24 protein-coding genes are annotated in these 25,546 nt (G+C 49.9%); 18 read left to right on the forward strand and 6 right to left on the reverse strand.

Annotated elements, in window-relative coordinates:
- Positions 1-140: 140 nt before the first annotated feature.
- The 11 genes from KTH89_RS02940 to gatB all read left to right on the forward strand — a co-directional run bounded on the left by KTH89_RS02940 (position 141) and on the right by gatB (position 11,904).
- A complete protein-coding gene (locus KTH89_RS02940) occupies positions 141-1,022 on the forward strand; it encodes an amino acid ABC transporter substrate-binding protein (protein ID WP_158342917.1) in 882 nt (293 codons plus the stop codon).
- A 99-nt stretch (positions 1,023-1,121) separates the two neighbouring features.
- The gene (locus KTH89_RS02945; RefSeq protein ID WP_158342918.1) at positions 1,122-1,772 is read left to right on the forward strand and encodes an amino acid ABC transporter permease; all 651 of its coding nucleotides are present in this window, start codon (positions 1,122-1,124) and stop codon (positions 1,770-1,772) included.
- Between the two features lie 12 nt (positions 1,773-1,784).
- Positions 1,785-2,552, forward strand: a complete 768-nt coding sequence (locus KTH89_RS02950) for an amino acid ABC transporter ATP-binding protein (RefSeq protein WP_158342919.1) — start codon at positions 1,785-1,787, stop codon at positions 2,550-2,552.
- Positions 2,553-2,778: 226 nt separating this feature from the next.
- A complete protein-coding gene (gene glnA, locus KTH89_RS02955) occupies positions 2,779-4,110 on the forward strand; it encodes a type I glutamate--ammonia ligase (protein ID WP_238720565.1) in 1,332 nt (443 codons plus the stop codon).
- Positions 4,111-4,197: 87 nt separating this feature from the next.
- Positions 4,198-4,740 carry an ANTAR domain-containing response regulator gene (locus KTH89_RS02960; RefSeq protein ID WP_158342921.1) on the forward strand — a complete coding sequence of 181 codons (543 nt, stop codon included), beginning with the start codon at positions 4,198-4,200 and terminating at the stop codon, positions 4,738-4,740.
- Between the two features lie 149 nt (positions 4,741-4,889).
- Positions 4,890-5,738 (forward strand): diaminopimelate epimerase, encoded by an 849-nt coding sequence (gene dapF, locus KTH89_RS02965; RefSeq protein WP_238720566.1) that lies wholly within the window; start codon positions 4,890-4,892, stop codon positions 5,736-5,738.
- A 4-nt stretch (positions 5,739-5,742) separates the two neighbouring features.
- On the forward strand, positions 5,743-6,957 hold the full coding sequence (locus KTH89_RS02970; RefSeq protein ID WP_238720567.1) for an LL-diaminopimelate aminotransferase: 1,215 nt from the start codon (positions 5,743-5,745) through the stop codon (positions 6,955-6,957).
- 376 nt (positions 6,958-7,333) lie between these two features.
- A complete protein-coding gene (gene aspS / locus KTH89_RS02975) occupies positions 7,334-8,665 on the forward strand; it encodes an aspartate--tRNA(Asn) ligase (protein ID WP_238720568.1) in 1,332 nt (443 codons plus the stop codon).
- An 18-nt stretch (positions 8,666-8,683) separates the two neighbouring features.
- Positions 8,684-8,977 carry an Asp-tRNA(Asn)/Glu-tRNA(Gln) amidotransferase subunit GatC gene (gatC, locus tag KTH89_RS02980; protein ID WP_158342925.1) on the forward strand — a complete coding sequence of 98 codons (294 nt, stop codon included), beginning with the start codon at positions 8,684-8,686 and terminating at the stop codon, positions 8,975-8,977.
- Between the two features lie 13 nt (positions 8,978-8,990).
- On the forward strand, positions 8,991-10,457 hold the full coding sequence (gene gatA / locus KTH89_RS02985; RefSeq protein ID WP_238720569.1) for an Asp-tRNA(Asn)/Glu-tRNA(Gln) amidotransferase subunit GatA: 1,467 nt from the start codon (positions 8,991-8,993) through the stop codon (positions 10,455-10,457).
- A 1-nt stretch (position 10,458) separates the two neighbouring features.
- On the forward strand, positions 10,459-11,904 hold the full coding sequence (gatB, locus tag KTH89_RS02990; protein ID WP_238720570.1) for an Asp-tRNA(Asn)/Glu-tRNA(Gln) amidotransferase subunit GatB: 1,446 nt from the start codon (positions 10,459-10,461) through the stop codon (positions 11,902-11,904).
- Positions 11,905-12,200: 296 nt separating this feature from the next.
- Here the strand turns inward: gatB and KTH89_RS02995 are convergent, their stop codons facing one another.
- The 6 genes from KTH89_RS02995 to KTH89_RS03020 form a co-directional block, all read right to left on the reverse strand.
- Positions 12,201-12,401 carry a cold-shock protein gene (locus KTH89_RS02995; protein ID WP_158342928.1) on the reverse strand — a complete coding sequence of 67 codons (201 nt, stop codon included), beginning with the start codon at positions 12,399-12,401 and terminating at the stop codon, positions 12,201-12,203.
- Between the two features lie 147 nt (positions 12,402-12,548).
- The gene (locus tag KTH89_RS03000; protein WP_238720571.1) at positions 12,549-13,301 is read right to left on the reverse strand and encodes a PHP domain-containing protein; all 753 of its coding nucleotides are present in this window, start codon (positions 13,299-13,301) and stop codon (positions 12,549-12,551) included.
- A complete protein-coding gene (locus tag KTH89_RS03005) occupies positions 13,298-13,645 on the reverse strand; it encodes a DRTGG domain-containing protein (protein ID WP_158342930.1) in 348 nt (115 codons plus the stop codon). The genes KTH89_RS03000 and KTH89_RS03005 overlap by 4 nt, the downstream gene beginning before the upstream one ends.
- On the reverse strand, positions 13,623-15,038 hold the full coding sequence (locus KTH89_RS03010) for a [Fe-Fe] hydrogenase large subunit C-terminal domain-containing protein (protein WP_158342931.1): 1,416 nt from the start codon (positions 15,036-15,038) through the stop codon (positions 13,623-13,625). The genes KTH89_RS03005 and KTH89_RS03010 overlap by 23 nt, the downstream gene beginning before the upstream one ends.
- Before the next feature lie 20 nt (positions 15,039-15,058).
- Complete coding sequence (locus KTH89_RS03015; RefSeq protein ID WP_158342932.1) at positions 15,059-15,481, reverse strand: ATP-binding protein; 423 nt, start codon at positions 15,479-15,481, stop codon at positions 15,059-15,061.
- Positions 15,471-15,827, reverse strand: a complete 357-nt coding sequence (locus tag KTH89_RS03020; RefSeq protein WP_158342933.1) for a DRTGG domain-containing protein — start codon at positions 15,825-15,827, stop codon at positions 15,471-15,473. The genes KTH89_RS03015 and KTH89_RS03020 overlap by 11 nt, the downstream gene beginning before the upstream one ends.
- An 820-nt stretch (positions 15,828-16,647) precedes the next feature.
- Here KTH89_RS03020 and KTH89_RS24845 point away from each other — a divergent pair.
- The 7 genes from KTH89_RS24845 (at position 16,648) to KTH89_RS03055 (ending at position 25,544) form a co-directional block, all read left to right on the forward strand.
- Positions 16,648-17,919: a collagen-like domain-containing protein gene (locus tag KTH89_RS24845; protein WP_275061740.1), complete on the forward strand. Its 1,272-nt coding sequence runs from the start codon at positions 16,648-16,650 to the stop codon at positions 17,917-17,919.
- An 852-nt stretch (positions 17,920-18,771) separates the two neighbouring features.
- Positions 18,772-19,266, forward strand: a complete 495-nt coding sequence (locus KTH89_RS03030; RefSeq protein ID WP_158342934.1) for an NADH-quinone oxidoreductase subunit NuoE family protein — start codon at positions 18,772-18,774, stop codon at positions 19,264-19,266.
- A 3-nt stretch (positions 19,267-19,269) separates the two neighbouring features.
- Positions 19,270-19,827: an ATP-binding protein gene (locus KTH89_RS03035; protein WP_238720572.1), complete on the forward strand. Its 558-nt coding sequence runs from the start codon at positions 19,270-19,272 to the stop codon at positions 19,825-19,827.
- Positions 19,824-20,198 carry a (2Fe-2S) ferredoxin domain-containing protein gene (locus tag KTH89_RS03040; RefSeq protein WP_158342936.1) on the forward strand — a complete coding sequence of 125 codons (375 nt, stop codon included), beginning with the start codon at positions 19,824-19,826 and terminating at the stop codon, positions 20,196-20,198. The genes KTH89_RS03035 and KTH89_RS03040 overlap by 4 nt, the downstream gene beginning before the upstream one ends.
- Before the next feature lie 14 nt (positions 20,199-20,212).
- Positions 20,213-22,000 carry an NADH-quinone oxidoreductase subunit NuoF gene (locus tag KTH89_RS03045; protein WP_158342937.1) on the forward strand — a complete coding sequence of 596 codons (1,788 nt, stop codon included), beginning with the start codon at positions 20,213-20,215 and terminating at the stop codon, positions 21,998-22,000.
- A gap of 14 nt (positions 22,001-22,014) precedes the next feature.
- Positions 22,015-23,757 carry an NADH-dependent [FeFe] hydrogenase, group A6 gene (locus KTH89_RS03050; RefSeq protein ID WP_158342938.1) on the forward strand — a complete coding sequence of 581 codons (1,743 nt, stop codon included), beginning with the start codon at positions 22,015-22,017 and terminating at the stop codon, positions 23,755-23,757.
- A gap of 71 nt (positions 23,758-23,828) precedes the next feature.
- The gene (locus tag KTH89_RS03055) at positions 23,829-25,544 is read left to right on the forward strand and encodes a [Fe-Fe] hydrogenase large subunit C-terminal domain-containing protein (RefSeq protein WP_238720573.1); all 1,716 of its coding nucleotides are present in this window, start codon (positions 23,829-23,831) and stop codon (positions 25,542-25,544) included.
- The last annotated feature ends 2 nt before the right edge of the window (positions 25,545-25,546 follow it).

Here is a 25,546-nt window from a genome sequence, read left to right on the forward strand (position 1 = left end):
TATACGGATATCGTTCAGTCGTAATTCAGCCGTAAGGAAGTCGTAATCGGAAAGATATTGACAACCCCGCCTTCTGCGTGATAATATGGAAATGCTTTAATAGGGTAGAGTATTACCAAAGGAAAACAGGAGGACTAGTTATGAGAAAGTTAGCAGTTTTATTGGCATTGACATTGACAGTCAGTGTGTTTGCAGCAGGCTGTGGAGATAAAGAAGAAGCTCCGGCTGCGGCCCCCGCTGAGACACCGGCAAACAGCGAAGAAGTAGAGGCATCTGCCACACCTGCGGCGGATAAGGAGACGGCGGCGCCGGCTTCGGACGCAGTTGGCGGTTCTTTTATCGTAGGTTTTGATCAGGATTTCCCGCCCATGGGATTCGTGGGAGATGACGGCGAGTTTACCGGTTTTGATCTAGAGATGGCGCAGGAAGTGGCGAAGAGACTTGGCATGGAATATGTGCCTCAGCCGATTGCCTGGGATTCCAAAGACATGGAGCTGGATGCCGGCACGATTACCTGTATCTGGAATGGTTTCACCATGAACGGCCGGGAAGCGAACTACGCATGGACGGATCCATATTTGAATAATAAACAGGTGTTTGTTGTGAGAAAAGATTCCGGAATTGATTCCAAAGAGGGACTGGCCGGAAAAGTCGTGGATGTACAGGCAGATTCTTCCGCAGAGGCAGCGCTTAACGATGATCCGGAATTAAGCGGAAGCTTTGGACAGCTGCAGGCAGTTCCCGATTATAATACCGCATTTATGGATCTGGAATCCGGAGCGGTGGATGCCATCGCCATGGACAGCGTAGTGGCTGATTATCAGATCGCGAACAGAGAGAATAATTTCGTCGTGTTGGATGACGTGCTGGCTACCGAGGAATACGGGATTGCGTTTAAGAAGGACAATACGGAATTAAGGGATAAGGTACAGGCCACACTGGAAGAGATGGCGGCAGACGGAACTACAGCTCAGATCTCTACCAAATGGTTCGGATCCGATATAACCACAATCGGAAAGTAACTCAGAAAAGATAAAGATATACAGGTTCGGAACTACAGTCGGGCGGGCGTTGACTCGCCCGCATTTTTCAATTCCGTCCTGCAGACAGGAGGATAAAACGTGAATTGGGCATTATTGTTATCAAAACTGGGCAGCGGTATGCTGACAACGCTGGAGATATTCTGCGTGACGCTGATCGTTTCGCTGCCGCTTGGCTTGTTGGTTGCGTTCGGACGCATGGCCAAGAATCCGATCATTCGGACCATATTTAAAATCTACATATCCATTATGCGGGGAACTCCTCTGATGCTGCAGTTGATGGTGGTGTACTTCGGACCATACTATATTCTGGGCTTACAGGTAACCAGCAGTTACCGGCTGTATGCCGCATTTATCGCGTTCGGATTGAATTACGCCGCGTATTTTGCGGAGATCTACCGCGGAGGCATTGAGTCTATGCCCGATGGGCAGTACGAGGCGGCGAAGCTTCTGGGATACAGCAGGCCCCAGACCTTTTTCAAGATCATTCTGCCGCAGGTAATCAAACGGATTCTGCCCTCCATAACCAATGAAGTGATTACGTTGGTTAAGGATACGTCTCTGGCTTTTGCGATAGCCGTTACGGAGATGTTTACCCAGGCGAAGGCGCTGGCTTCTTCCCAGGTCAGCATGATTCCATATGTGGCGGCCGGCGTGTTCTATTATGTATTCAATTTGCTGGTGGCCAGTGTGATGGAATTTATGGAAAAGAAATTTAACTATTACCGATAGGGAGGCGCCGGAATGAATCTGTTGGAGATCAAGAATCTAAGAAAGACGTTTGATGAGTTGGAAGTAATTCAGGACATCTCCCTATCTGTCAAAGAAGGAGAAGTACTGTCGATCATAGGCCCTTCCGGGTCCGGAAAATCCACGCTGCTGCGGTGCGCGACGATGCTGGAGCGGATGGACAGCGGGACGATGAGCTATATGGGCGAGCAGGCGGTGTGGACGGATGAAACCGGAAATGCCGTATATGCGAAAAGTGCGCAGCTGAAAAAGATTCAGAATTACTATGGCCTGGTATTTCAGAACTTTAACCTGTTTCCTCATTTTTCCGTGATGAAAAATATTACGGACGCGCCGATACACGTGCAGAAGCGGCCTAAGGATGAGGTATATAAGGAGGCCAGAGAACTATTGAAAAAAATGGGACTCTCGGATAAGGAGGATGCCTACCCTTGCCAGCTCTCGGGAGGCCAGTGTCAGAGGGTGGCTATTGCCAGGGCCCTGGCGCTGAATCCGAAGATCCTGTTTTTTGATGAACCTACCTCAGCTTTGGATCCCGAGCTGACCGGTGAGGTGTTGAAGGTGATCCGTTCGCTGGCAGATCTGGATATTACCATGGTTATCGTTACGCATGAGATGGCGTTTGCCAGGGATATCTCCGATCGTATCATCTTCATGGATAATGGGGTGATCGCGCAGCAGGGGACTCCCGAGGAAATATTCCAGTCCGAAAATGCGCGTACCAGGGAATTCCTGGGAAAATATCATGATTATGGAGTCTGATTTCGGGAAAATTATGGTACATTGCTGAAATGAAAATTTTAAACAGATCCGTGATTGACAAATGGAAAAGTGTTTGTTATTATTTTTGACAGGACAAAGGCGTGCTCATAATTTGGGTACGCCTTTTTTATTCATAGAAACATGCAAAGCCCCATTTTGGTATCATACAGAACTCTGAGGGAAAAATAAGATGCTGAGGGAAAACAGCGGAGAAGGAGAGCAGAATATGAGTAAATATTCGAAAAAAGACATTATGAAACTTGTGGAAGAAGAGGATGTGGAATTTATCCGGCTTCAGTTCACAGATATGCACGGCATGTTTAAGAATGTGGCGATCACCTCCAGCCAGCTCAACAAAGCGCTGGATAACCGCTGTATGTTCGACGGTTCCTTAATCGACGGTTTCGTAGGAATCGAAGAATCCGATCTGTATCTGTATCCGGATTATGATACGCTTCAGATTTTCCCATGGCGTCCCCAGCAGGGAAAGGTCGCACGTCTGATCTGCGACGTTCACCGGGCGAACGGAGAGCCTTTCGAGGGAGATCCCAGATATATTCTCAAAAAAATGATCCGGGAAGCGCAGGATATGGGATATACCTTTGAGGTTGGCCCGGAGTGTGAATTTTTCCTGTTTCACACGGATGACAGCGGACAGCCGACTACTACCACCCATGAAAAAGCCGGCTATTTTGACATCAGCCCGGTGGATTTAGGAGAGAATGCCAGGCGGGACATGGTGCTGACTTTAGAGGAAATGGGCTTTGAGATCGAGTCTTCCCACCATGAAGTAGCTTCCGGGCAGCACGAGATTGATTTTAAATATGATGAGGCGCTGATAACCGCGGATCATATTATGACCTTCAAGCTGGCGGTACGAACCATTGCAAAGCGCCACGGCCTGCATGCCACTTTTATGCCGAAGCCGAAGTATGGCGTACACGGTTCCGGAATGCACACGAATATGTCTCTTAGCAAGGATGGCAAAAACATATTTAATGATCCTTCCGATCCGGCAGGACTCAGCAAAGAAGCCTACTATTTTATCGGGGGCATCATGAAACACATCCGCGCAATAACCGCCATCACGAATCCGATCGTAAATTCCTACAAACGGCTGGTACCCGGGTTTGACGCTCCGGTCTACATCGCCTGGTCGGCTGTGAACCGCAGTCCTCTGATCCGGATACCTTCCAATAAAGGAGAAAAAACCAGAGTGGAATTAAGATGTCCCGACGCATCCGCCAACCCATATCTGGCGTTGGCCGTGTGCCTGGCTGCCGGGCTGGATGGCATCCGCAATCAGATAATGCCGCCCAAGAGTATTGACAGAAATATCTTCGGGCTTTCAGAACAGGAACGGCAGGAGATGGGGATCGGTATGCTTCCGGGAACGCTGATCGAGGCGGTCCAGGCTCTGGAAGAGGACCCGTATATTCAGAATGTTTTGGGAGACCATATGTGCAGGCGTTACCTGGAGGCGAAGAAGGCGGAATGGACCGCATACCGGACGCAGGTTACTTCCTGGGAGATCGCGGAATACCTGTATAAAATCTGACCTTCTCTTCATAGATTGACAACCTTTGGTTAACGATAGGCAAAGGCGTGGAAAACTGTCAAAATCTAGGGAGCGGAGGTGGAAAAATTGACCAGTATCATTGTTGTATTTCCAAAGCCCGAAGACGCGAAAAACATCCGCAATCTGTTGGTTCGGCACGGATTTGAAGTGGCTGCCGTATGCACAGCCGGTTCACAGGCGATCCAGTATGCGGAGGCTCTAAATGACGGTATTGTCATCTGTGGTTATCGGGCTGCGGATATGATGTACACGGATCTGCATGATTTTCTGCCGCCTCATTTTGAGATGCTTCTTGTGGCTTCCCAGCATTTGTGGAGCGAGTGTGTGAATAACGATATTGTATGCGTGGCTATGCCGGTCAAGGTGCATGACCTGATCAGCACGGTTGAAATGATGGTCAATACGATCGCCAGGCGGAGAAGGAAGTTCCGCCAGAAGCCCAAAGAGCGTACAGAATCCGAGAAAGAAATGATCCGGCAGGCGAAAGCCCTGCTGATGGAACGCAATAACATGACGGAAGAGGAAGCACACCGGTATCTGCAAAAGTGCAGCATGGACAGCGGGACGAATCTGGTGGAGACGGCGGGGATGGTTATGAGTATTTATTAGAGGGACAGGAAATCATTGCAACGGCTGGGAATTTTTGTTATACTGGGGGCATATTTTTATTCAATTAGGAAGCGCATCATCCGTAGGATTATGTATGATATTGAATGTGCGCAATTGAAACTCTATTATACAGTATAGGAGGAACGGCCGTGTTATTTGTTAAGATGCATGGATTGGGAAATGATTATGTTTATGTGGATTGTACGAAGGAGAACCTTGAAAACCCTTCGAAGATAGCCAGACGGATCAGCGACCGGCATTTTGGAGTCGGATCGGATGGGCTGATTTTGATTAAGCCGTCGGATACAGCTGATTTTACCATGGAAATGTATAACGCGGATGGTTCCAGAGGCGAAATGTGCGGAAATGGGATCCGCTGCGTCGGGAAGTTTGTATATGACCAGGGGCTGACTGAGAAGACAGAGCTTCAGGTGGAGACCCTTGCCGGAATAAAGGAACTGAAGCTGTTTGTGGAACAGGGGCAGGTGCAAAGTGTCCGGGTGGATATGGGGGCTCCGGTTTTACGGGCGGCGGATGTGCCGGTGATCAGCCAGAAGGAACAGGTGATTGACGAGCCGATCCACGCGGGGAATGCCGTATACCGGATGACATGTGTTTCCATGGGAAATCCGCATGCGGTGGTGTTTGTGGAGAATGTGATGGATCTCAACCTGGAGGAGCTAGGGCCTCAGTTTGAAGGGAATCCCTGTTTCCCCAATAGAGTGAATACGGAGTTTATCCAGGTGCTGGATGAGAACCGGATCCGGATGAGAGTCTGGGAGCGGGGCTCCGGCGAGACCTTCGCCTGCGGAACGGGCGCCTGCGCGGCAGTGGTTGCTTCGGTGCTGAACGGCTTTACGAAGGATCGTGTGACGGTAGAGCTGCTCGGAGGGTGCCTTGAGATTGAATGGGACAGGAAGCGGGATACGGTGTTTATGACCGGACCTGCGTCTACCGTATTTCATGGAGAGATTGATGTGACAAAACTGGAGGAATGATATTATGTTCAGGATTAATGAAAATTATCTGAAGCTGCCGGGAAGCTATCTGTTTTCGAATATTGCGAAAAAAGTAAATGCTTTTACGGCTGCTCATCCGGATAAGCCGGTCATTCGTCTGGGAATCGGCGATGTTACGCAGCCGTTAGCTCCGGCGATCATCGATGCGCTGCATGAGGCCGTGGACGAAATGGCTCACGAGGAGACATTTCACGGATACGCGCCGGATCTGGGATATGAGTTTTTGAGAAATGCAATCGTGGAAGGGGACTATAAAGCCAGAGGCTGTGAGATCACGGCGGACGAGGTGTTTATCTCAGACGGGGCGAAATGTGATTCCGGGAATATCCAGGAAATCTTCAGTCTGGATAATAAGATCGCGGTCTGTGATCCGGTGTATCCGGTATATGTGGATACAAATGTGATGGCGGGAAGAACCGGAACTTATGATCCCAAGTCGGAGATCTGGAGCGATGTGATCTATATGCCGTGCACGTCTGAGAATGGTTTCGCGCCGGAACTGCCCCGTGAGACTCCGGATATCATTTATCTATGTTTCCCGAATAATCCGACCGGGGCTGCGATTTCTAAAGACCGTCTTCAGGAATGGGTAGATTACGCGAACCGGGTCGGCGCGGTGATCATCTATGACGCGGCATACGAGGCGTATATTTCAGAGGAGGATGTGCCTCATTCGATCTACGAGTGTGACGGAGCCAGAGGCTGTGCCATTGAACTGCGGAGTTTTTCTAAAAATGCCGGGTTTACGGGTACCAGGCTTGGGTTTACCGTTATCCCAAAAGAACTGAAATGCGGGGATGTTTCCTTGCATGGACTTTGGGCCAGACGGCACGGAACGAAATATAACGGCGCACCGTATATTATTCAGAAGGCCGGAGCGGCTGTCTACACGCCTCAGGGCCGCAGACAGGTACAAGAGCAGGTGGCTTACTATATGAAAAATGCCAAAGCCATCTATCAGGGCTTGAAGGAAGCCGGATATTCGGTCTCCGGCGGCGTGAATGCCCCGTACATCTGGCTGAAGACACCGGATGGCATGAGTTCCTGGGAGTTTTTTGATTATCTGTTGGAGCATGCCAATGTAGTGGGAACCCCGGGCTCCGGGTTTGGACCCAGCGGAGAAGGGTATTTTCGGCTGACAGCTTTTGGAAGCTATGAAAATACGCTGGCCGCGATTAAAAGGATTCAAAGTATGTAATACTATAGCATTCTGTATTCTGATTTTAATAGATTAAAATGTATAAATGCGAAGAAAGAGACTCTGGTCCATGGGACTTAACAGGAAGGACGCGTCACCGACTGAGAGCGCATCCATATGGAACGGGACTAAGGGAACACTCTGGAGCAGACCGGTTGAAACAGCAGTAGGCCGGTACGGGTCGTGAACGTTATACACGTGAAAGAGGAATTCATAAGCGTTTTTGAAAGATTTATGAATTCAATGCGGGTGGTACCGCGGGAAATAATATCCCGTCCCGGAATATGTGAAAGCATGTTCCGGGACTTTTTTTATTCCATATCATACTAGCAGGCGGCCGGGAACAGGCCGTACTCAAAAGAAGGAGGAAAACAGGATGGAATTTATGACAGGTGTAAAACAAAAGAACACACTGGAAATTAAGGAGCTGATAGCCAATGACTATACCGGAAGGAAGATCCGGATTCATGGCACCGTGCATACGATCCGTGATATGGGTGAAATTTCGTTTCTTATCTTGCGCAAAAGCGAAGGACTGGTACAATGTGTTTATGAGGAAGGCGTAACGCCGTTTTCCCTGCAGGAGATCAGGGAAGGGGCGGCGGTGGAGGCAGAAGGAACGGTAGAGGCAGAAGACCGGGCGCCCAATGGATTCGAGATCCGGCTGACGGGTATCCGTATCTTATCGGAGCCTTTTTGCCCTATGCCGCTTCCGATTAACAAATGGAAAATGAACGTGTCCCTGGAGACGATGCTGTCCATGCGCTCGGTTTCCCTTCGGAACATCCGGGAGAGGGCAAAGTTTAAAATCCAGGAGGGAATTGTCCGGGGCTTCCGGGACTTCCTGTACGGGGAAGGATTTACCGAGGTGCACACCCCAAAGATTACCGCCAAAGGGGCGGAAGGTGGCTCCAACATCTTCAAGCTTGAATATTTCGGCAAAAAGGCGGAGCTGGCCCAGAGCCCTCAGTTTTATAAGCAGACCATGGTAGGCGTCTTTGACCGGGTGTTTGAGACGGGACCGGTATTTCGGGCGGAAAAGCATAACACGCCCCGCCATCTCAATGAGTATACCAGTCTTGATTTTGAGATGGGCTATATCGATGGATTCGAAGAGGTGATGGCCATGGAGACAGGTTTTTTACAGTATACCATGACACTGCTGAAACGGGAATACGCAAAAGAGCTTCAGATACTGGGAATTACCCTGCCGGAGACGGAACGGATTCCCACCGTACGTTTTGACGAGGCGAAGCAGAAGGCGGCTGAGAAATATAACAGGAAAATCAGAAACCCATATGACCTAGAACCGGAGGAGGAAGTGCTGATCAGCCGCTATTTTAAAGAAGAGTGTGATGCCGACTTCGTGTTTGTGACACATTACCCTTCTAAGAAACGCCCGTTCTATGCGATGGATGATCCGGCAGATCCCAAATTCACCCTGAGCTTTGATCTTTTGTTCCGGGGAATGGAGATCACCACCGGCGGCCAGAGAATCCATGATTACCAAATGCTTCTGGATAAGATGAAAAGCCGGGGAATGAACACAGAGGGGATGGAACATTACCTGATGATTTTTCAATATGGAATGCCTCCGCACGGGGGATTAGGGATCGGGCTGGAACGGCTCACCATGAAACTGTTGGAAGAGTCCAACGTCCGGGAGACCACCCTGTTTCCCAGGGACCTGGGCAGACTGGAACCGTAGAAAGGATGGAGAAAGACAATGGCAAATAAAATTACGGACGAAACCATTGATTATGTGGGAATTTTGGCAAAGCTGGAATTATCTCCCGGGGAACGGGAACAGGCCAAAAAAGACATGGAGGAGATGCTGGATTACATCGATCTGCTGGGCGAATTGGACACCGGGGACGTAGAGCCCATGTCCCATGTATTTCCCATACACAATGTATTCCGGGACGATATCCCTGCCAATACGGATCACAGAGGGGACATTCTGGCCAATGCCCCGGCGCAAAAAGACGGCAGTTTCAAAGTACCGAAGACGGTAGAGTAAGGGAGGGGACACGATGGAAATCTATGAGCTTAGCGCCCTGGAATTGGGCAGAAAAATAAAACAGCGGGAAATATCCGTCGCAGAGGCGGTGCAGGCTTCCCTGGAACAGATACGGAAAAAGGAACCTCAGTATCACTGTTATCTGACGATCGACGAGGAGGGGGCAAAAAAGAGATCCGCCCTGGTACAAAAGCAGATCGACGAGGGGACGTTTACCGGGCCGCTGGCCGGTGTTCCGGCGGCCCTCAAGGATAATCTGTGCACCAAGGGGCTTAAAACAACCTGCGCTTCTAAGATTCTTGAAAATTTTATCCCGCCCTATTCGGCGGAGGCGGTTCTCAATCTGGAAGCGGCCGGGGCAATAATTCTCGGGAAAACCAATATGGACGAATTCGCTATGGGCAGCACTACGGAGACATCCTTTTACGGGATTACCCGGAATCCCAGCAACCCGGAACACGTACCGGGCGGGTCCTCCGGCGGGTCCTGCGCGGCCGTGGCGGCCAAGGAATGCTTTTATGCCCTGGGTTCCGATACCGGCGGATCGATAAGACAGCCCAGCTCTTTTTGCGGCGTTGTAGGGATAAAACCCACCTACGGTACGGTCTCCCGTTACGGTCTGGTGGCCTATGGCTCGTCTCTGGATCAGATCGGCCCGGTCGCGCGGAACGTATCGGACTGTGCAGCGGTGCTGGAAACGATCGCATCTTATGACCCCAAGGACAGCACCTCTGTTAAGAGGGACGACTGTGATTTTACCTCGGCGCTGTATGAGGATGTGAAGGGGATGAGGATCGGAATCCCCCGGGATTATTTGGCGGAAGGGCTGCAGACGGAAGTAAAAGATGCGGTGCTGGCGGTCGCAAAAGAATTGGCGTCCAAAGGGGCAGTCGTGGAAGAGTTTGACTTAAGCCTGGTGGAATACGCCGTTCCGGCGTACTATGTGATCGCCTGTGCGGAAGCCAGCTCCAACCTGGCCCGTTTTGACGGGGTAAAATATGGCTACCGGACGCCGGAATACGATGGTCTGCATAACATGTATAAAAAAACCCGTTCAGAGGGATTCGGCGCAGAAGTAAAACGGCGGATTATGCTGGGGTCCTTTGTGCTAAGCTCCGGCTATTATGACGCGTATTATCTGAAAGCGCTGCGTACCAAAGCGTTGATTAAAAAAGCCTTTGACGCGGCTTTTGAAAAATATGATTTGATTCTGGGTCCTGCAGCGCCTACCACGGCGCCCAGGATCGGAGAATCGCTGCAGGATCCGATTAAGATGTATCTGGGAGATATTTACACGGTGGCAGTGAACCTGGCAGGCCTGCCGGGGATCAGTGTTCCCTGCGGCGTGGATTCAAAAGGGCTGCCCATCGGTTTCCAGCTGATCGGGAATTTGTTCCGGGAGAAGGATCTGATCCGGGCGGCATATACATGGGAATGCTCCGATGTGTCCGGGGCGCGGCAGCGAGAGGAGGAGAAGTAAGATGGCAAAACAGTATGAAACCGTAATCGGACTGGAAGTCCACGTGGAGCTGGCGACGAAGACCAAAATCTTCTGTTCCTGCAGCACACAGTTCGGCGGTGCGCCCAATACCCATACCTGTCCGGTGTGCACGGGTATGCCGGGCTCGCTGCCGGTACTCAACAGGCAGGTAGTGGAATATGCGGTTGCCGTAGGCCTGGCCGCCAACTGTCAGATCAATCAGTATTGTAAGTTTGACCGGAAGAACTACTTCTACCCGGATAATCCGCAGAACTATCAGATCTCACAGCTGTATCTTCCGATATGCCACGATGGCTATGTGGAGATCGAAACCGGGCCGGATAAAAAGAAAAAAAAGATCGGAATTCATGAGATCCATATGGAAGAGGATGCCGGTAAGCTCATACACGATGAGTGGGAGGACTGTTCCCTGGTGGATTATAACCGAAGCGGCGTACCGCTCATCGAGATTGTCTCGGAGCCGGACATGAGAAGCGCGGAGGAAGTTATCGCTTACCTGGAAAAGCTGCGGCTCCTGATACAATATCTGGGCGCTTCCGACTGTAAACTCCAGGAGGGCTCTATGAGAGCGGATGTGAACCTCTCTGTCCGGGAAGTGAACGCAAACGAGTACGGAACCCGGACGGAAATGAAAAACTTAAACTCCTTTAAAGCCATAACCAGGGCCATTGAGGCGGAGACGAAGCGTCAGATTGAACGGATAGAAGAGGGAAAGGCCGTAGTGCAGGAGACCAGACGCTGGGATGACAACAAGGAGTATTCCTATGCCATGAGATCCAAGGAAGATGCTCAGGACTACCGCTATTTTCCGGAACCGGATCTGGTGCCGGTACAGATCAGTGATGAATGGCTGCGGGCCATCAGAGACGCCCAGCCGGAGTTCAGGACTCAGAAACAGGAGCGTTATAAAAAGGAATACGACATACCGGAATATGATATCGACATCATCACGTCATCCAAGCATATGGCCGATCTCTTTGAGGAGACCACCGCGCTGTGCCGTCAGCCTAAGAAGGTATCCAACTGGCTGATGGGGGAGACGATGCGTCTGCTAAAGGAAAAGGGAATGGATCCGGAGGATATCCATTTTACGCCTGGGCATCTGGCGCAGCTTATTCAACTGGTGGATGAAAGAACCATCAACGGTACGGTTGCCAAGGAAGTATTTGAACAGATTTTTGACCGGGATGTGGACCCGGATGTGTATGTCCGGGAGAAGGGCCTGGGAGCGGTTACGGATGAGGACACGCTTAAGAAGGTAATAGAAGCCGTGGTCCGTGAAAATCCCAAATCCGTGGAGGACTACCGCGGCGGTAAGAAGAAAGCCATGGGTTATCTGGTGGGCCAGACGATGAAAGAGTTAAAAGGAAAAGGGGATCCCGGGATCGTGAACCGGATTCTGGGAGAACTGCTGAATCAGGAATGAGTGAAAAGACAGAAGATATGGAAACACGTTATATTACATTCTCGATAGGCCCATAAAAAAGGGTTGTGAACAAACAGTCAAAATACAAAGAGGGCTTACCATTTCAGCAACACGGAGATGATAGCTCTCTTTGTATATTGACTGTTTATTTATCCATTAGTGTACTTTTTAGGAAACAAAAAAGAGCCACCTTAGGATGGCTCTCATTTGTAATCTCGTATTCTACCTTGCTTTCTTCCTAATAGAGTCGCACTATTCTATTTAATAAAGAATAAGGCACATGGAAAACGATTTGATTAGAGTCTGGTTACGTTTACAGCCTGGGGACCTTTATCTCCATTTACGATCTCATATTCAACTTCCTGTCCCTCTTCCAGGGATTTGAAGCCGTCCATGTTGAGGCCTGTGTAATGTACAAATACATCATTGCCTTCAGAATCCGAAATGAATCCGTAACCTTTTTGGTTGTTAAACCATTTTACTGTACCTTTACTCATGATGATACCTCCAAAAAATTAAAAAATGTTAGTGTTTCGTTGCTCTCTGCAACACAAATAAAGAGTATCACAGAATGAAAAATCTGTCAATTATTTTATTCGTTTTGCACAATAAAACATAGAGTTTTGACATATATTTATGGTAGATTATAACATGGATTCGACATGATTTTGCAAAAAATCCGGTTTGGTTTTGAGAGCCGCTATGACGGCTTCCGCAGTCTTGGCTTCAGCGGAAAGAGTGTAATAGGGCTCGTGGATCAACTCCAGCTGGTGCGCATCCGAATTGCTGAGGATCCGGCACTGATCCAGGTAAGGATTTGATTTTTGGAGATCATGGAGCTTTTTCATATCCTTGACTTCCGCACAGGTAAACCGGCTGTCCTCCGGGATAAAACCAAGATTGGAGATGAGGCTGAATGCCGTCTTGTCTATATGGGCGGGAAACATGACGCCGTGATAACGGTCAACCAGTTCCCACAGACCTTCAAAGGAGATAGAGGTCGCGTTGATCAGAAGATATGGTAAGGTACCGGTGATTTCATCCTGTTCACTATAGATCTGCTGCTTTCCGAAGATATCCTCCCGGTTTGGAACCGGCGGAAGCCGGTCGCTGACATAGCGGTCGAATGCCAGTGCGTCCGAAAGGGCGGGAAACAGGCAGACCGCGTGAACTTCTTCCATCGTGGTCAGTTCCATACCCGGCAGTGCAAGAATCCCATACTCCGCGGCAAGCTTACACACGGCCGGACAGTTTTGGCAGCTGTTGTGGTCGGTAACCGCTATCACATCCAGCCCCTTGAGCATCGCCATTCCTGCAATGTTGGCGGGGGTCATGTCATCGTCGCCGCATGGGGACAGGCAGGAATGGATATGTAAATCATAATACAGATTCATCATGATACAGATTCATCCTGGATCAACCGGTAGATTGTAAGAGCGGTTTCAAATACCGGTTCCTGCGTGCTGAGAACCGTGATGCCCTGTGCCTGCGCTTTGGCAGCGGCCGCCTCATCCAACAACATACCTTCCGCCAGGATAATGCAGGCGGAGTCGGAGAGTGTCGCTACGGCCAGGGTATTCATGTTCCCCATCACAGTTACCCAGGCACAGCCTTCGGGCGCCCTGCTCATGGCGACGCTGAGCAGATCACAGCAGAAAGGTTTGGTTATTTCACGCCCCGTATCATCCCCGGCGTTTATGACGGTAAAGCGGTTTGTATTAATCAGGTCTTGTACTGTCATCTTCATTCTCCTTTTGTGTCAGAGGGTCCAGCCTGGCCATACGGCTGGAAAAATCGTGAATATAATCCTGGAGCATATGAATGCCGGCTTTTCCATCCCCATCGCCGTTTAAGAGAGAATTCGTAATCGCGGCAATCTCATCAGAGAGCTCGTGGATATCCTGCCGGAACAGATAGATACAATCATTTTCTTTCGCCTCGCCCCGGACGATATCCTCAGCCAGAGCCTTACAAGTAGGAGCTCCGCAGGAACCGCAGTCTAAACCCGGGAATTTCTGGCAGAGCCGCTCCACCTGATTCATTTTCAGAATACTGCTCTTTAGATCGTTTCCCAGACGGAACACAGGCTCATAGTTGATATCCTGAGTGAGATACAGGTTTTCCGCCGGCTCATCTCCCAGATGATTACAGGAAACCGGCATATATTTGCGGAGCTTTTTTAATTTAACCGCCGCCACATAAGGATTCTCAACCGTGAGGACCCCGCCGACACAGCCGCCGGCACAGGCGTCCAGTTCGATAAACTGCAGGTTAGGAAGCTTTTCATCCTCCAGATCCTCCAGCACCTGGATCACGTTCTCGATTCCGTCGGCCGCCAGATAATTATCGCTGATCAGACCGCTGGCTTCTCCCCCGCTGCCTCCCCAGCCGATCCCGATCTTGCCGGAGATCGACAGCTGTTTGGGACTGCGCTGCGCCTCTTTCATCAGGGGCAGCATCAGGGGATAAATCTCCTTAATCGCCAGCACGTGGTCGATCTCGCTTTTCTCAACGCCAAGCGGCGTCTTGGAATACGTCACCTTCGATGGGCAGGGGGACAGGAAAAATACACCGATCTCCTCCGGCTTATAACCGGTCAGCTTCACGGCTTTTTTCCGGGCCAGCTGCGCGGCTACCTCCACGGGGGGCTTCACCGGCAGCAGATGGCTCAACAGATTCGGAAACCGGACCCGGATCAGACGTACGACCGAGGGACAGGCCGTACTGATATAAGGCCAGTTATCCATATGTTCTCTGATATAGTTACGGGATTCCTCGGATACCAGCTCTGCGGCGCCGCTGACCTCATAGACATCGTCAAACCCCAGCATCAAGAGCGCACTCAGCACGATATTCGTATCGTCCAGATTGTTAAACTGGGCATACAAAGAGGGAGCCGGCAGGATTACCGTATATTTATATTGTTTCAGAGCATCCAGGTGGTCATAAGTAGCCACCTTCGCATGGTGAGGGCAGATGCGGATGCATTCTCCGCAGTCGATGCAGAACTTGCTGGTTATGCGGGCTTTGCCGTTACTCACACGGATAGCCGAGGTGGGACAACGTTTAATGCAGTTGATACACCCTTTGCACAAATCCTGCTGCAGACGCACGGAATGATAAAATTTATCCATGAATACACCTTCTTTTCCGGTCACATAGCAACCGTCATCGTGATTGTAGTACCGACACCCACGATGGTATCGATCTTCATTGTGTCGGAATATTTTTTCATATTAGGGAGTCCCATGCCGGCGCCAAACCCCAGTGATCGGATCTCCTCCTTAGCGGTTGAGTAACCTTCCTGCATAGCCAGACCTACATCCGGAATACCGGGGCCGGTATCCTTAAGCACCATCAAGATTTCTTCCGGAGAGATCTCCACGGTAATATCACCGCCGTTTGCGTGAATCACCATATTGATCTCGCCCTCATACATGGCGATAGCCACCTTTCGAATCGCCTCGGGACTGACATCCATCTGTTTTAATTTATTTTTCACATCGCTGCTGGCTTCCCCGGCTCTGGTAAAATCATCCCCGGAGACTTCATAGTGCAGTATAATCTTATCGTCCACGCACATCACCTCCGCGCATCCCCTGTTCATACAGTTTGCCGCAGGCAGTAAACATGCGGTATTCGGATACCATCAATGTGAGATTGCGTTCCATTGCCATGGACTTCATGTTTTCATCCGGCTGTTTTCCACGGACGAACACGATGCACTCAATATCCATCATTTCCGCGGTGCGCACCACCTGCGGGTTACACAGGCCGGTCAGCAGGATAGAATGTTCATGCAGATAAGCCAGCACATCGCTCATCATATCCGCGCCGCAGGCATAATGGATATCCAGATCCATATTTCCGCCGTCTACCACCAGCTTAGCTTCCAGCAAGCCTTGGATATCTTTTATTTTCAATTAAAAACCCCCTTTGCTAACTGTATAATATATCCACAGTTTAACATTTATCGGGGTGACATTCAACCAAAATGTAGTGGGGGAGGGAGTTCCTGGGGACTTTTTGGAAGGGCCGGGAAGCCCTCCGGGACCCGGGATGGGATGCTCCTGTCTTGGGTGGCGGGGCGGGCGCCTGTCCTTTGACGGGCGACGGGCTGTTTGCTGGCTGCTGCTAAGTGAAATCCGGGCCGCAGATTCAGGAACCGGGCCAATTCACCAGGAACGCATGAGGCGTTCCCGGTTCAGTGGCCCTTGCCCGTCGGACGTGAAGTCCGCCGTGCATCCTGAATCTGCGGTCCGGATTTCACTAAGCAGCAGCACAGCCGCCCTATGCCCGCCAAAGGACAGGCGCCCGCCCCGCCACCCAAGACAGGAACATCCCATCCCGGCCCCCGGAGGGCTTCCCTGCTTTGGTGAAAGGGTGCAGGCGGTTAATCCTTTAAGGAGATTGTGGGGAAAGCATTGCGGAGTATGCAGATTATAGAATGACTATTTTGGTGACGTGGGAATGAGTTTGGGGGGATTTGGACATGTGAGCTTTGGAGAGTGGTTCCGGTTGGCTGGATAATTGTTTTACTGGTTTTAATTTAAGAAAATTATTTTTGGAAATAAATCTTGGATGTGTGTATATAAGGTGATAAAGGATTTTTGATGCTTTGGTTGACACTAAATGTGTCTTTTTGATGGATATACAAAACATGGGACTATAAATAATCGAACAAATGCTCTATAATTAAAACAGAACAAATGTTCTAATATTATTCATAAGGAGGATACATAAATGTCTGATCAAAGCACTTATACACTGTTTCTTCCCGAAATTGGGGAAAACGGAAACTGGTACATCAACGGTATTGATACTGGAAAACCCTCTAAAGGCGAGAATGGCGTCACACCACGTATCGGTGAAGACGGATTCTGGTATATCGGAGATGAGAAAACTACCGTATACGCGAAAGGTAAATCGGCCTATGAAATTGCGGTGGATTATGGTTTCCAGGGGAGTATGGTTGACTGGATGAACGGCTTGAAAGGAGAGAAAGGCGATCCCGGAGAACAGGGAGCTACAGGACCGGCTGGAGAGCCAGGTATTGCCGGGCCGGCAGGACCGAAGGGTGACACTGGTGAGCAGGGCTTAAAGGGAGAGAAAGGTGATCCCGGCGAGCAGGGACCTGCTGGACCTAGAGGACCTCAGGGATTAAAAGGAGATCCCGGCGAGACAGGACCGGCCGGTCCGCAAGGCTTGAAAGGGGATAAGGGCGATACTGGGGCTGTTGGCTCGCAGGGGCTTAAAGGCGACACAGGAGCACAGGGTCCTCAGGGCGAAACTGGTGCGCAGGGTCCCAGAGGACTGACAGGGCCGGAAGGACCACAGGGCGCAACGGGGCCGAGAGGATTGACCGGACCGGAAGGACCGCAGGGACCTACCGGCGCTATGGGCCCGAAGGGAGATGTTGGCCCGAAAGGAGATCCAGGAGTGCAGGGACCGAAAGGTGACACCGGCGCGACAGGGCCACAGGGACTAAAAGGCGATAAGGGAGATCCAGGGGTGCAGGGACCGAAAGGTGACACCGGCGCGATAGGGCCACAGGGACTAAAAGGCGATAAGGGAGATCCAGGAGAAGCTGGTCCGATGGGACCGCAGGGCTTAAAAGGAGACAAAGGTGATCAGGGGCCAGTTGGACCTCAGGGCCCGAATGAGGCGAACTTGATTTATATGTCAAATAAAGAAACTACTGTGGAACAAGCTATCAATAATGTTAATAATAATTTAGCGAAGAAGGCGAATGCAGAAGATATTCTTAAACTTCGAACAAAACTGTATCAAGCTAACATCAATACCGGTGGGCAAACAACGATAGCATTGGAGTACAATACCGGCGACTTATGCGCCTTTTTGATTAGTGTACATGGTGCCTCCAACGCTGCGGCGGTTTCAGGACACTTACTTGGTGGTACATCAGCAAAACCTACCACCTTATTGCTATCCAACGCATCAATTGGGGCTATCAATCAGTGGTGTTACGCTGTCGTTGGCTATCTGTATAAATGATTATTTGAATAACTGGCAATATCGAGTCGATAAAGTATTCCTATTATTATTGAATAAAGACCGGTCCTATGGGACCGGTTTTTATATTCAGGGAAAGGAAATAGTCATTGGTCAGTTAATCATTATGAGTGACTGATAAAAGGGAATGATATCTGCATCAATTATACTCATATTAGATAATGTATACACAAAAATTATCGCTATCAACTCCTATTTACAGAGGTTACTTTGAGTACAGATATTGCGAGTGTAAAATCATTCTCATAAATCCAAAGAATACTTTCCAAACATATTATAAGGATATGGCGGAAATCTATTAACATTACCATGTCCTGAAAAAATGAAGATTCACAAAGTGGCGTAAGAATTGTCCACAAATTTTAAAGAAATAAAGATAGTAGGTTATGTTAAAGCATAAAGAATACATTGATGAAGCAAACATTAATGTAATCCAGGCACGCTATCCAGTTTTTCGTATATGAAAAATTTCCATGCTACATAAATTCCATAATAATAGGAAGAAAGAGATACAATACCCTACCCCCGCAAAACTAAGGCCTCACCAGTGTAGGAGCGGGAAGTGGAACGGGCGGTCTCCGGAGAGGGCGCCCGCTACGTATGCGCCCTCTCCGGAGACCGCCCGTTCCACTTCCCGCTCCGGCCCAATGCTCCGGCCCAATGCCCCGGCCTCGCATTTCACCCCAAGCCAACATAAATATAGGTAAATTTCACAAAAATTCCTAATCTGCCATTACTTATTTTCGTGTGAAAAATGGAATTATTTGTAGATTTTTTAACGGACTTGTGATAAAATAGTCATACTTATAGGTTTAATTACAAGGAGGTTTTTAGATGAGTGCCAAAAAGCAAACCGTTCCGTTTCAGGGAACGAAAGAGCAGGAAGCGGACCTGTTAAAAGTCATTGCCGAGCACAAAGACGAAAAAGGTTCTTTGATGCCGATTCTGCAAAAAGCGCAGGATATCTATGGCTATCTGCCGATCGAAGTTCAGACCATCATTTCGAATGAAACCGGGCTTCCCCTGGAAAAGATTTATGGTGTTGCGACTTTCTATTCTCAATTTTCCCTCAGTCCCAAAGGTAAATATCAGATTTCTGTCTGTCTTGGAACAGCCTGTTATGTAAAGGGCTCCGGTGATATTTACAATAAATTGATGGAGAAGTTAGGTATTGTCGGCGGAGAATGTACTCCGGACGGCCGTTTTTCACTGGATGCATGCCGGTGTGTGGGCGCCTGTGGTCTGGCACCTGTTATGATGATCAACGGTGAAGTTTACGGAAGATTAACAGTGGATGACATCGACGATATTCTGGCGAAATACGAATAGCCTATGATGCCTGAAATTTCACTGAATGTGCTGGATGTGGCTGAGAATTCTACCAGGGCGAAAGCTTCCTTGGTGGAGATATCCGTAGCGGTGGATACGAAGGCAGATACCCTGGTCATTCAGATCAAGGATGATGGCTGCGGAATGACAGAGGAGCAGTTATCCCATGTGGAAGACCCGTTTTTTACAACCCGGACGACCCGTAAGGTAGGACTTGGAGTCCCGTTTTTTAAGATGGCGGCATTGGCTGCCGGCGGAGATTTTTCTATAGAATCGAAGCCTGGGGCCGGAACATGTGTAACAGCGGTATTTGGATTGTCCCATATTGACAGGATGCCCCTGGGGGACATGACCAGTACGATTCACACACTTATTATATTTCACAAGGATGTCGATTTTCGATATACATATGAAGTGGATGGCAGAAGCTTTACGCTGGATACCAGAGAATTTCGGGAGGTTCTGGGGGATGTCCCCTTTGATGAACCGGAGGTATCCGCATATATTAAGGAATATTTAACGGAAAACAAAAAAGAGACAGATGGAGGGATCTCGATATGAAGTCTTTGGAAGAATTGAAAGCAATCCGTGAGAGAATGCAGGGACAGGTCGGTCTTCGCTCAGAGGACTCAAGCCAGACCAGAGTAGTGGTAGGTATGGCAACCTGCGGTATCGCCAGCGGTGCGAGACCGGTATTAACCACCCTTTCCGACGCGGTTCAGGAAAGACATCTGGATAATATAGCGGTAACCCAGACCGGCTGTATCGGCCTGTGTCAGTATGAGCCCATCGTGGAAGTGATGGAACCCGGTAAGGATAAAGTGACTTATGTGAAGATGAATCCGGAGAAAGCTCTGGAAGTAGTGGAAAAACATCTGATCCGTGGTCAGGTTGTACAGAAATATACTTTGAACGCTGAAAATATTAAATAGGAGGGCCAGTGACTATGTATCGTTCACACGTATTGGTTTGTGGTGGAACCGGATGCACTTCCTCCGGAAGTGAAAAAATCATCACGACACTAGAGGAAGAGATTAAGAATAAAGGCCTGGAGAATGAAGTGGCCGTAGTCAAGACCGGATGCCACGGCCTGTGTGCTTTGGGACCGATCATGATCGTATACCCGGAAGCAGCATTTTATGCAATGGTAAAAGCAGAGGATATTCCCGAAATCGTAGAGGAACATCTGTTAAAAGGAAGAGTGGTCACCAGACTTCTGTATGATGAGACGGTTACGGATCACGGAGTAACCGCATTAAATGATACGGATTTCTATAAGAAACAGCACAGAATCGCATTGAGAAACTGTGGTGTCATCAATCCTGAGAATATCGACGAATACATCGGAACCGGCGGATACGAAGCTCTGGGCAAGGTGCTGACAGAGATGACGCCCGATGATGTGATAAATGTTCTGCTGGACAGCGGATTGAGAGGCCGCGGCGGCGCAGGTTTCCCTACCGGAAGAAAATGGGCGCTGGCTAAGGCTAACGATGCCGATCAGAAATATGTCTGCTGTAACGCCGATGAAGGCGATCCCGGCGCTTTCATGGACCGTTCGGTTCTGGAAGGCGACCCTCATGTAGTACTGGAAGCCATGGCGATCGCCGGTTATACCATCGGAGCGACCCAGGGTTACATATATGTGCGTGCGGAATATCCCATCGCCGTAGAACGTCTGAACATCGCCATCAACCAGGCCAGAGAATATGGTCTGCTGGGCAAGAATATCTTCGGAACGGATTTCTGCTTTGATATCGATCTCCGTCTTGGCGCAGGCGCTTTCGTATGCGGAGAAGAGACCGCTTTGATGGTTTCCATCGAAGGAAACCGCGGCGAACCCAGATGCAGGCCTCCTTTCCCGGCGCTTAAGGGTCTGTTTGCAAAACCGACGATTCTGAACAATGTAGAGACTTATGCCAATATCCCTCAGATCATCCTGCACGGACCGGAATGGTTCGCTTCCATGGGAACCGAGAAGTCCAAAGGAACGAAAGTATTCGCTCTGGGCGGAAAGATCAACAACACGGGCCTGGTGGAGATCCCTATGGGAACCACGCTGCGTGAAGTAGTGGAAGAGATCGGCGGAGGAATCCCCGGAGGCAAGAAGTTTAAAGCGGCACAGACCGGCGGACCTTCCGGCGGCTGTATCCCAGCGGAACACTTCGATATTCCGATCGATTACGATAACCTGATCAGCATCGGCTCCATGATGGGTTCCGGCGGTCTGATCGTTATGGATGAAGACAACTGTATGGTTGATATCGCCAAATTCTTCCTGGAGTTCACGGTGGATGAGTCCTGCGGAAAATGTACCCCCTGCCGGATCGGAACCAAACGTCTCTACGAGATGCTGGATAAGATTACCAAGGGCCAGGGTACCTTAGAAGATCTGGACAAGATGGAAGAACTCTGTTACTACATCAAAGAGAACGCCCTTTGCGGTCTGGGACAGACGGCTCCCAACCCGGTGTTATCCACGCTTCGCTATTTCAGAGATGAATATATCGCCCACGTTGTGGATAAGAAATGTCCGGCTGGCGTCTGTAAGGCTCTGTTGTCCTACAAGATCGATGCGGATAAATGTAAGGGTTGTACACTTTGTGCCAGAACATGTCCGAACAACGCGATCATCGGCGTGGTCAAAGAACCTCACGCAATCGATCAGAGCAAGTGCGTAAAATGTGGAGCATGTATGGAAAAATGCCGCTTCGGCGCTATCTATAAAGAGTAATGGAGGATTCAAAAATGGAAAATATTACATTAAAAATAAATGGTGTAGAAGTAAAAGCACCTGCAGGCTCTACCATTCTGGAAGCAGCCCGGCTTGCCAATATTGAGATTCCTACTCTTTGCTTTCTGAAGGATATCAACGAAATTGGCGCATGCCGGATGTGTGTCTGCGAAGTGAAAGGTGCGAGAAGTCTGGTTGCTTCCTGTGTATACCCGATCAATGAAGGAATGGAAGTGTGGACCAACACGCCCAAGGTTCTGGACTCTAGAAAGAAAACATTGGAGCTGATCCTTTCCAACCATCACAGAAAATGCCTGTCCTGCGTCCGCAGCGGTGACTGTGAACTTCAGAAACTCTGTAAAGACCTGAAGGTGGAAAATGAGGACATGTACGAGGGAGAAATGCAGGATTTCGATATCGATGATTCCGCAGCCCACATGATCCGTGACAATAATAAATGTATCCTCTGCCGCCGCTGCGTTGCAGTCTGCGCGAATGTGCAGGGAATCGGCGTGATCGGCGCCAACGAGCGCGGTTTTGTCACCAACATTGGTTCCGCGTTTGAGATGGGCTTAGGGGAAACCAGCTGTGTATCCTGCGGCCAGTGTATCGCCGTATGTCCTACGGGCGCATTACGGGAAAAAGACTTTACCGATGACGTGTTCGCAGCGCTTGCAGATCCTTCCAAGCATGTGCTGGTGCAGACAGCTCCGGCGGTCCGCGCGGCTCTTGGAGAGGCTTTCGGCCTGCCGATCGGTACCAATGTAGAAGGCAAGATGGCGGCGTCCCTTCGCCGTCTGGGCTTTGATAAAGTGTTTGATACGGACTTCAGCGCCGATCTTACCATCATGGAAGAGGCTCATGAGTTCCTGGACCGTGTACAAAACGGCGGAGTTCTGCCGATGATTACCTCCTGTTCTCCGGGCTGGATTAAATACTGTGAACATTATTTCCCCGATATGACCGAGAACCTCTCCTCCTGTAAATCTCCTCAGCAGATGTTCGGCGCGATTGCGAAGACCTATTATGCGGAGAAGATGGGAATCGATCCGAAGGATATCGTTATGGTCAGCGTAATGCCCTGTACCGCGAAGAAATTCGAGATCGGCCGTGACGACCAGGATGCAGCCGGCGTACCGGATGTAGATATCGCCATCACCACAAGAGAACTGGCCAGGATGATCGAACGCGCAGGTATCCGTTTCCTGGATCTGCCGGATGAGGACTTCGACGAGCCTTTGGGATTATCCACTGGCGCTGCCGTGATCTTCGGCGCTACCGGTGGTGTTATGGAAGCAGCTCTTCGTACCGCAGTGGAAACACTGACCGGAGAGGAACTGGCGTCCGTAGATTTTACCGATGTTCGCGGAACGAAGGGAATCAAGGAAGCTACTTACAACGTAGCGGGTATGGATGTGAAGATCGCGGTGGCTTCCGGCCTTGGCAATGCCAGAGAACTGCTGACGAAGGTGAAAAACGGCGAAGCGGATTACCACTTCATCGAGATTATGGGATGCCCCGGCGGCTGTGTAAACGGCGGCGGACAGCCCCAGCAGCCTGCATCCGTCCGGAACTTTACCGATATCCGCGCGCTGCGTGCAAAGGTCCTGTACGATTCGGATGCCGGAAAACCGATCCGGAAATCTCATGAGAACCCGGCCATCAAACAGCTGTACGCGGAGTACCTGGGAGAGCCCGGAAGCCATAAGGCTCATGAAATTCTGCATACCAGCTATGTGAAGAGAAGTGTGAACTAAGGATATAAAATATGCGGCTGCCGGATTGGCAGCCGCATTTGGATTCTTATAAACGATTAAGGAGGCCACACATGAACGTCATTGATTTTCAAAAAGCCAATTGCCGGAACTGTTACAAATGTGTCCGGTCCTGTTCGGTAAAAGCGATACGGATCAAGAACGAACAGGCCCAGATCATGAACGAGCACTGTATTTTGTGCGGGCACTGTCTGGAGGTATGTCCCCAGAATGCCAAGACATTTTCCAGTGATCTGGACCGGGTGAAGAGCTTTTTAAGACAGGGCCAGAAAACGGTTATTTCGATTGCTCCGTCCTATCTGGGGGTTATGAAATACACCCATCCGGGCCAGGTGGTTACCGCTTTGAAGCAGCTGGGATTTAAACAGATCCGGGAGACTGCCGAGGGAGCGGCCTATGTGACCAACGCTTATCACCGTATTCTGGAGGAGGGCAGCATGAAGAATGTAATTTCCACCTGCTGTCCCAGCGTCAACGATTTGATTGAGAAATATTTTCCGGATCTGACCCCCTATATGGCGCCGGTGGTATCGCCGATGGTGGCCCACGGCATGCTGATCAAAAAGCAGCTGGGGATGAATACAAAGGTAGTCTTTTTAGGCCCCTGCATTGCCAAAAAGGAGGAAGCGGAGCTGGATGAGCGGACTTCCGGCTGGATCGACGCGGTGATCAATTTCTCCGAGGCCGAGCAGTGGATGGAGGAGGAAGGGATCGAGGTAAAGGCGCTGGATCCCTCTCCTATGGATAATCCGGATCCGAAGGTAAACCGTCTGTATCCGGTCAGTTCCGGGGTGATGACTTCGGTGGTGGCCAAGAACGGAAAAGACACTTACCGCAAGCTGTTTGTGGACGGACTGGATAATTGTATTGATCTGTTCCGCGGTATGGCGAATGGAGAACTGGAGCATTGCTTTATCGAGGCGAACGTCTGCGAGGGCGGCTGTATCAAGGGCCCCGCGATCAGCAAAATGGAGGTTTCCAGGTTTAAGGCTAAGCTGGATATCGAGGAACAGATCGAGTATGTCAGTCCGGACTATCCGGAGGCACCGCCGGAGGTAGATCTGGAAAAGCAGTTCTACTCCCGGGTGGAGAAGGAAAAAATGCCGACGGAAGAGGAAATCAGGAGTATACTGCGCAAGACCGGCAAATACAGCAGAGAAGACGAGCTGGACTGCGGGGCCTGCGGATATGGTTCCTGCCGGGAGAAGGCGATCGCGGTATTCCAGGAAAAAGCTGAGCTTGGCATGTGCCTGCCCTATGCCTTTGACAAAGCCAATTCTATGGCAAACACGGTGATGGAGCAGACTCCGAACGCGATCCTGGTTGTCGATCAGGATATGCGGATTATGGAATTTAACAAAGCGGCGGAGAAGATGTTTAAACAGAGTAAATCCGTGGCGGTGGAGAAATATCTGTTCGAACTGATTGATCATACGGATTTCTTGTATGTCTACGACACGCATGAGCCGATCGTACATAAGCGGGTGGCCTACGAGGATCTGGGTATTTATACAACCCAGACGTTAGTGTACGTCAAAGAGCAGGATGCGGTCCTTGGAATCTTCGAAGATGTGACGGAAGAGGAAAATAATAAGAAAAAGCATTACCAGCTCCAGGTCGAGACGGTGGAAATGGCCCAGAAGGTTATCGACAAGCAGATGATGGTTGCCCAGGAGATCGCCGGACTGCTGGGTGAGACTACGGCTGAGACCAAGGTCACACTGACGAAGCTTCGGGATTCGATCTTATTCGAAGGTCAGGAAGAATAGGG

Source organism: Diplocloster agilis (genome assembly GCF_019042275.1).
Classification (GTDB): Bacteria; Bacillota; Clostridia; order Lachnospirales; family Lachnospiraceae; genus Diplocloster; species Diplocloster agilis.

What these genes read in the sequence shown, in the direction of transcription:
- KTH89_RS02940 (WP_158342917.1), top strand. Translation starts at nt 141, where the DNA reads ATGAGAAAGTTAGCAGTTTTATTGGCATTGACATTGACAGTCAGTGTG.
- KTH89_RS02950 (WP_158342919.1), top strand. Translation starts at nt 1,785, where the DNA reads ATGAATCTGTTGGAGATCAAGAATCTAAGAAAGACGTTTGATGAGTTG.
- glnA (WP_238720565.1), top strand. Translation starts at nt 2,779, where the DNA reads ATGAGTAAATATTCGAAAAAAGACATTATGAAACTTGTGGAAGAAGAG.
- KTH89_RS02970 (WP_238720567.1), top strand. Translation starts at nt 5,743, where the DNA reads ATGTTCAGGATTAATGAAAATTATCTGAAGCTGCCGGGAAGCTATCTG.
- aspS (WP_238720568.1), top strand. Translation starts at nt 7,334, where the DNA reads ATGGAATTTATGACAGGTGTAAAACAAAAGAACACACTGGAAATTAAG.
- gatC (WP_158342925.1), top strand. Translation starts at nt 8,684, where the DNA reads ATGGCAAATAAAATTACGGACGAAACCATTGATTATGTGGGAATTTTG.
- gatA (WP_238720569.1), top strand. Translation starts at nt 8,991, where the DNA reads ATGGAAATCTATGAGCTTAGCGCCCTGGAATTGGGCAGAAAAATAAAA.
- gatB (WP_238720570.1), top strand. Translation starts at nt 10,459, where the DNA reads ATGGCAAAACAGTATGAAACCGTAATCGGACTGGAAGTCCACGTGGAG.
- KTH89_RS02995 (WP_158342928.1), bottom strand. Translation starts at nt 12,401, where the DNA reads ATGAGTAAAGGTACAGTAAAATGGTTTAACAACCAAAAAGGTTACGGA.
- KTH89_RS03000 (WP_238720571.1), bottom strand. Translation starts at nt 13,301, where the DNA reads ATGATGAATCTGTATTATGATTTACATATCCATTCCTGCCTGTCCCCA.
- KTH89_RS03005 (WP_158342930.1), bottom strand. Translation starts at nt 13,645, where the DNA reads ATGACAGTACAAGACCTGATTAATACAAACCGCTTTACCGTCATAAAC.
- KTH89_RS03010 (WP_158342931.1), bottom strand. Translation starts at nt 15,038, where the DNA reads ATGGATAAATTTTATCATTCCGTGCGTCTGCAGCAGGATTTGTGCAAA.
- KTH89_RS24845 (WP_275061740.1), top strand. Translation starts at nt 16,648, where the DNA reads ATGTCTGATCAAAGCACTTATACACTGTTTCTTCCCGAAATTGGGGAA.
- KTH89_RS03030 (WP_158342934.1), top strand. Translation starts at nt 18,772, where the DNA reads ATGAGTGCCAAAAAGCAAACCGTTCCGTTTCAGGGAACGAAAGAGCAG.
- KTH89_RS03035 (WP_238720572.1), top strand. Translation starts at nt 19,270, where the DNA reads ATGATGCCTGAAATTTCACTGAATGTGCTGGATGTGGCTGAGAATTCT.
- KTH89_RS03040 (WP_158342936.1), top strand. Translation starts at nt 19,824, where the DNA reads ATGAAGTCTTTGGAAGAATTGAAAGCAATCCGTGAGAGAATGCAGGGA.
- KTH89_RS03045 (WP_158342937.1), top strand. Translation starts at nt 20,213, where the DNA reads ATGTATCGTTCACACGTATTGGTTTGTGGTGGAACCGGATGCACTTCC.
- KTH89_RS03050 (WP_158342938.1), top strand. Translation starts at nt 22,015, where the DNA reads ATGGAAAATATTACATTAAAAATAAATGGTGTAGAAGTAAAAGCACCT.
- KTH89_RS03055 (WP_238720573.1), top strand. Translation starts at nt 23,829, where the DNA reads ATGAACGTCATTGATTTTCAAAAAGCCAATTGCCGGAACTGTTACAAA.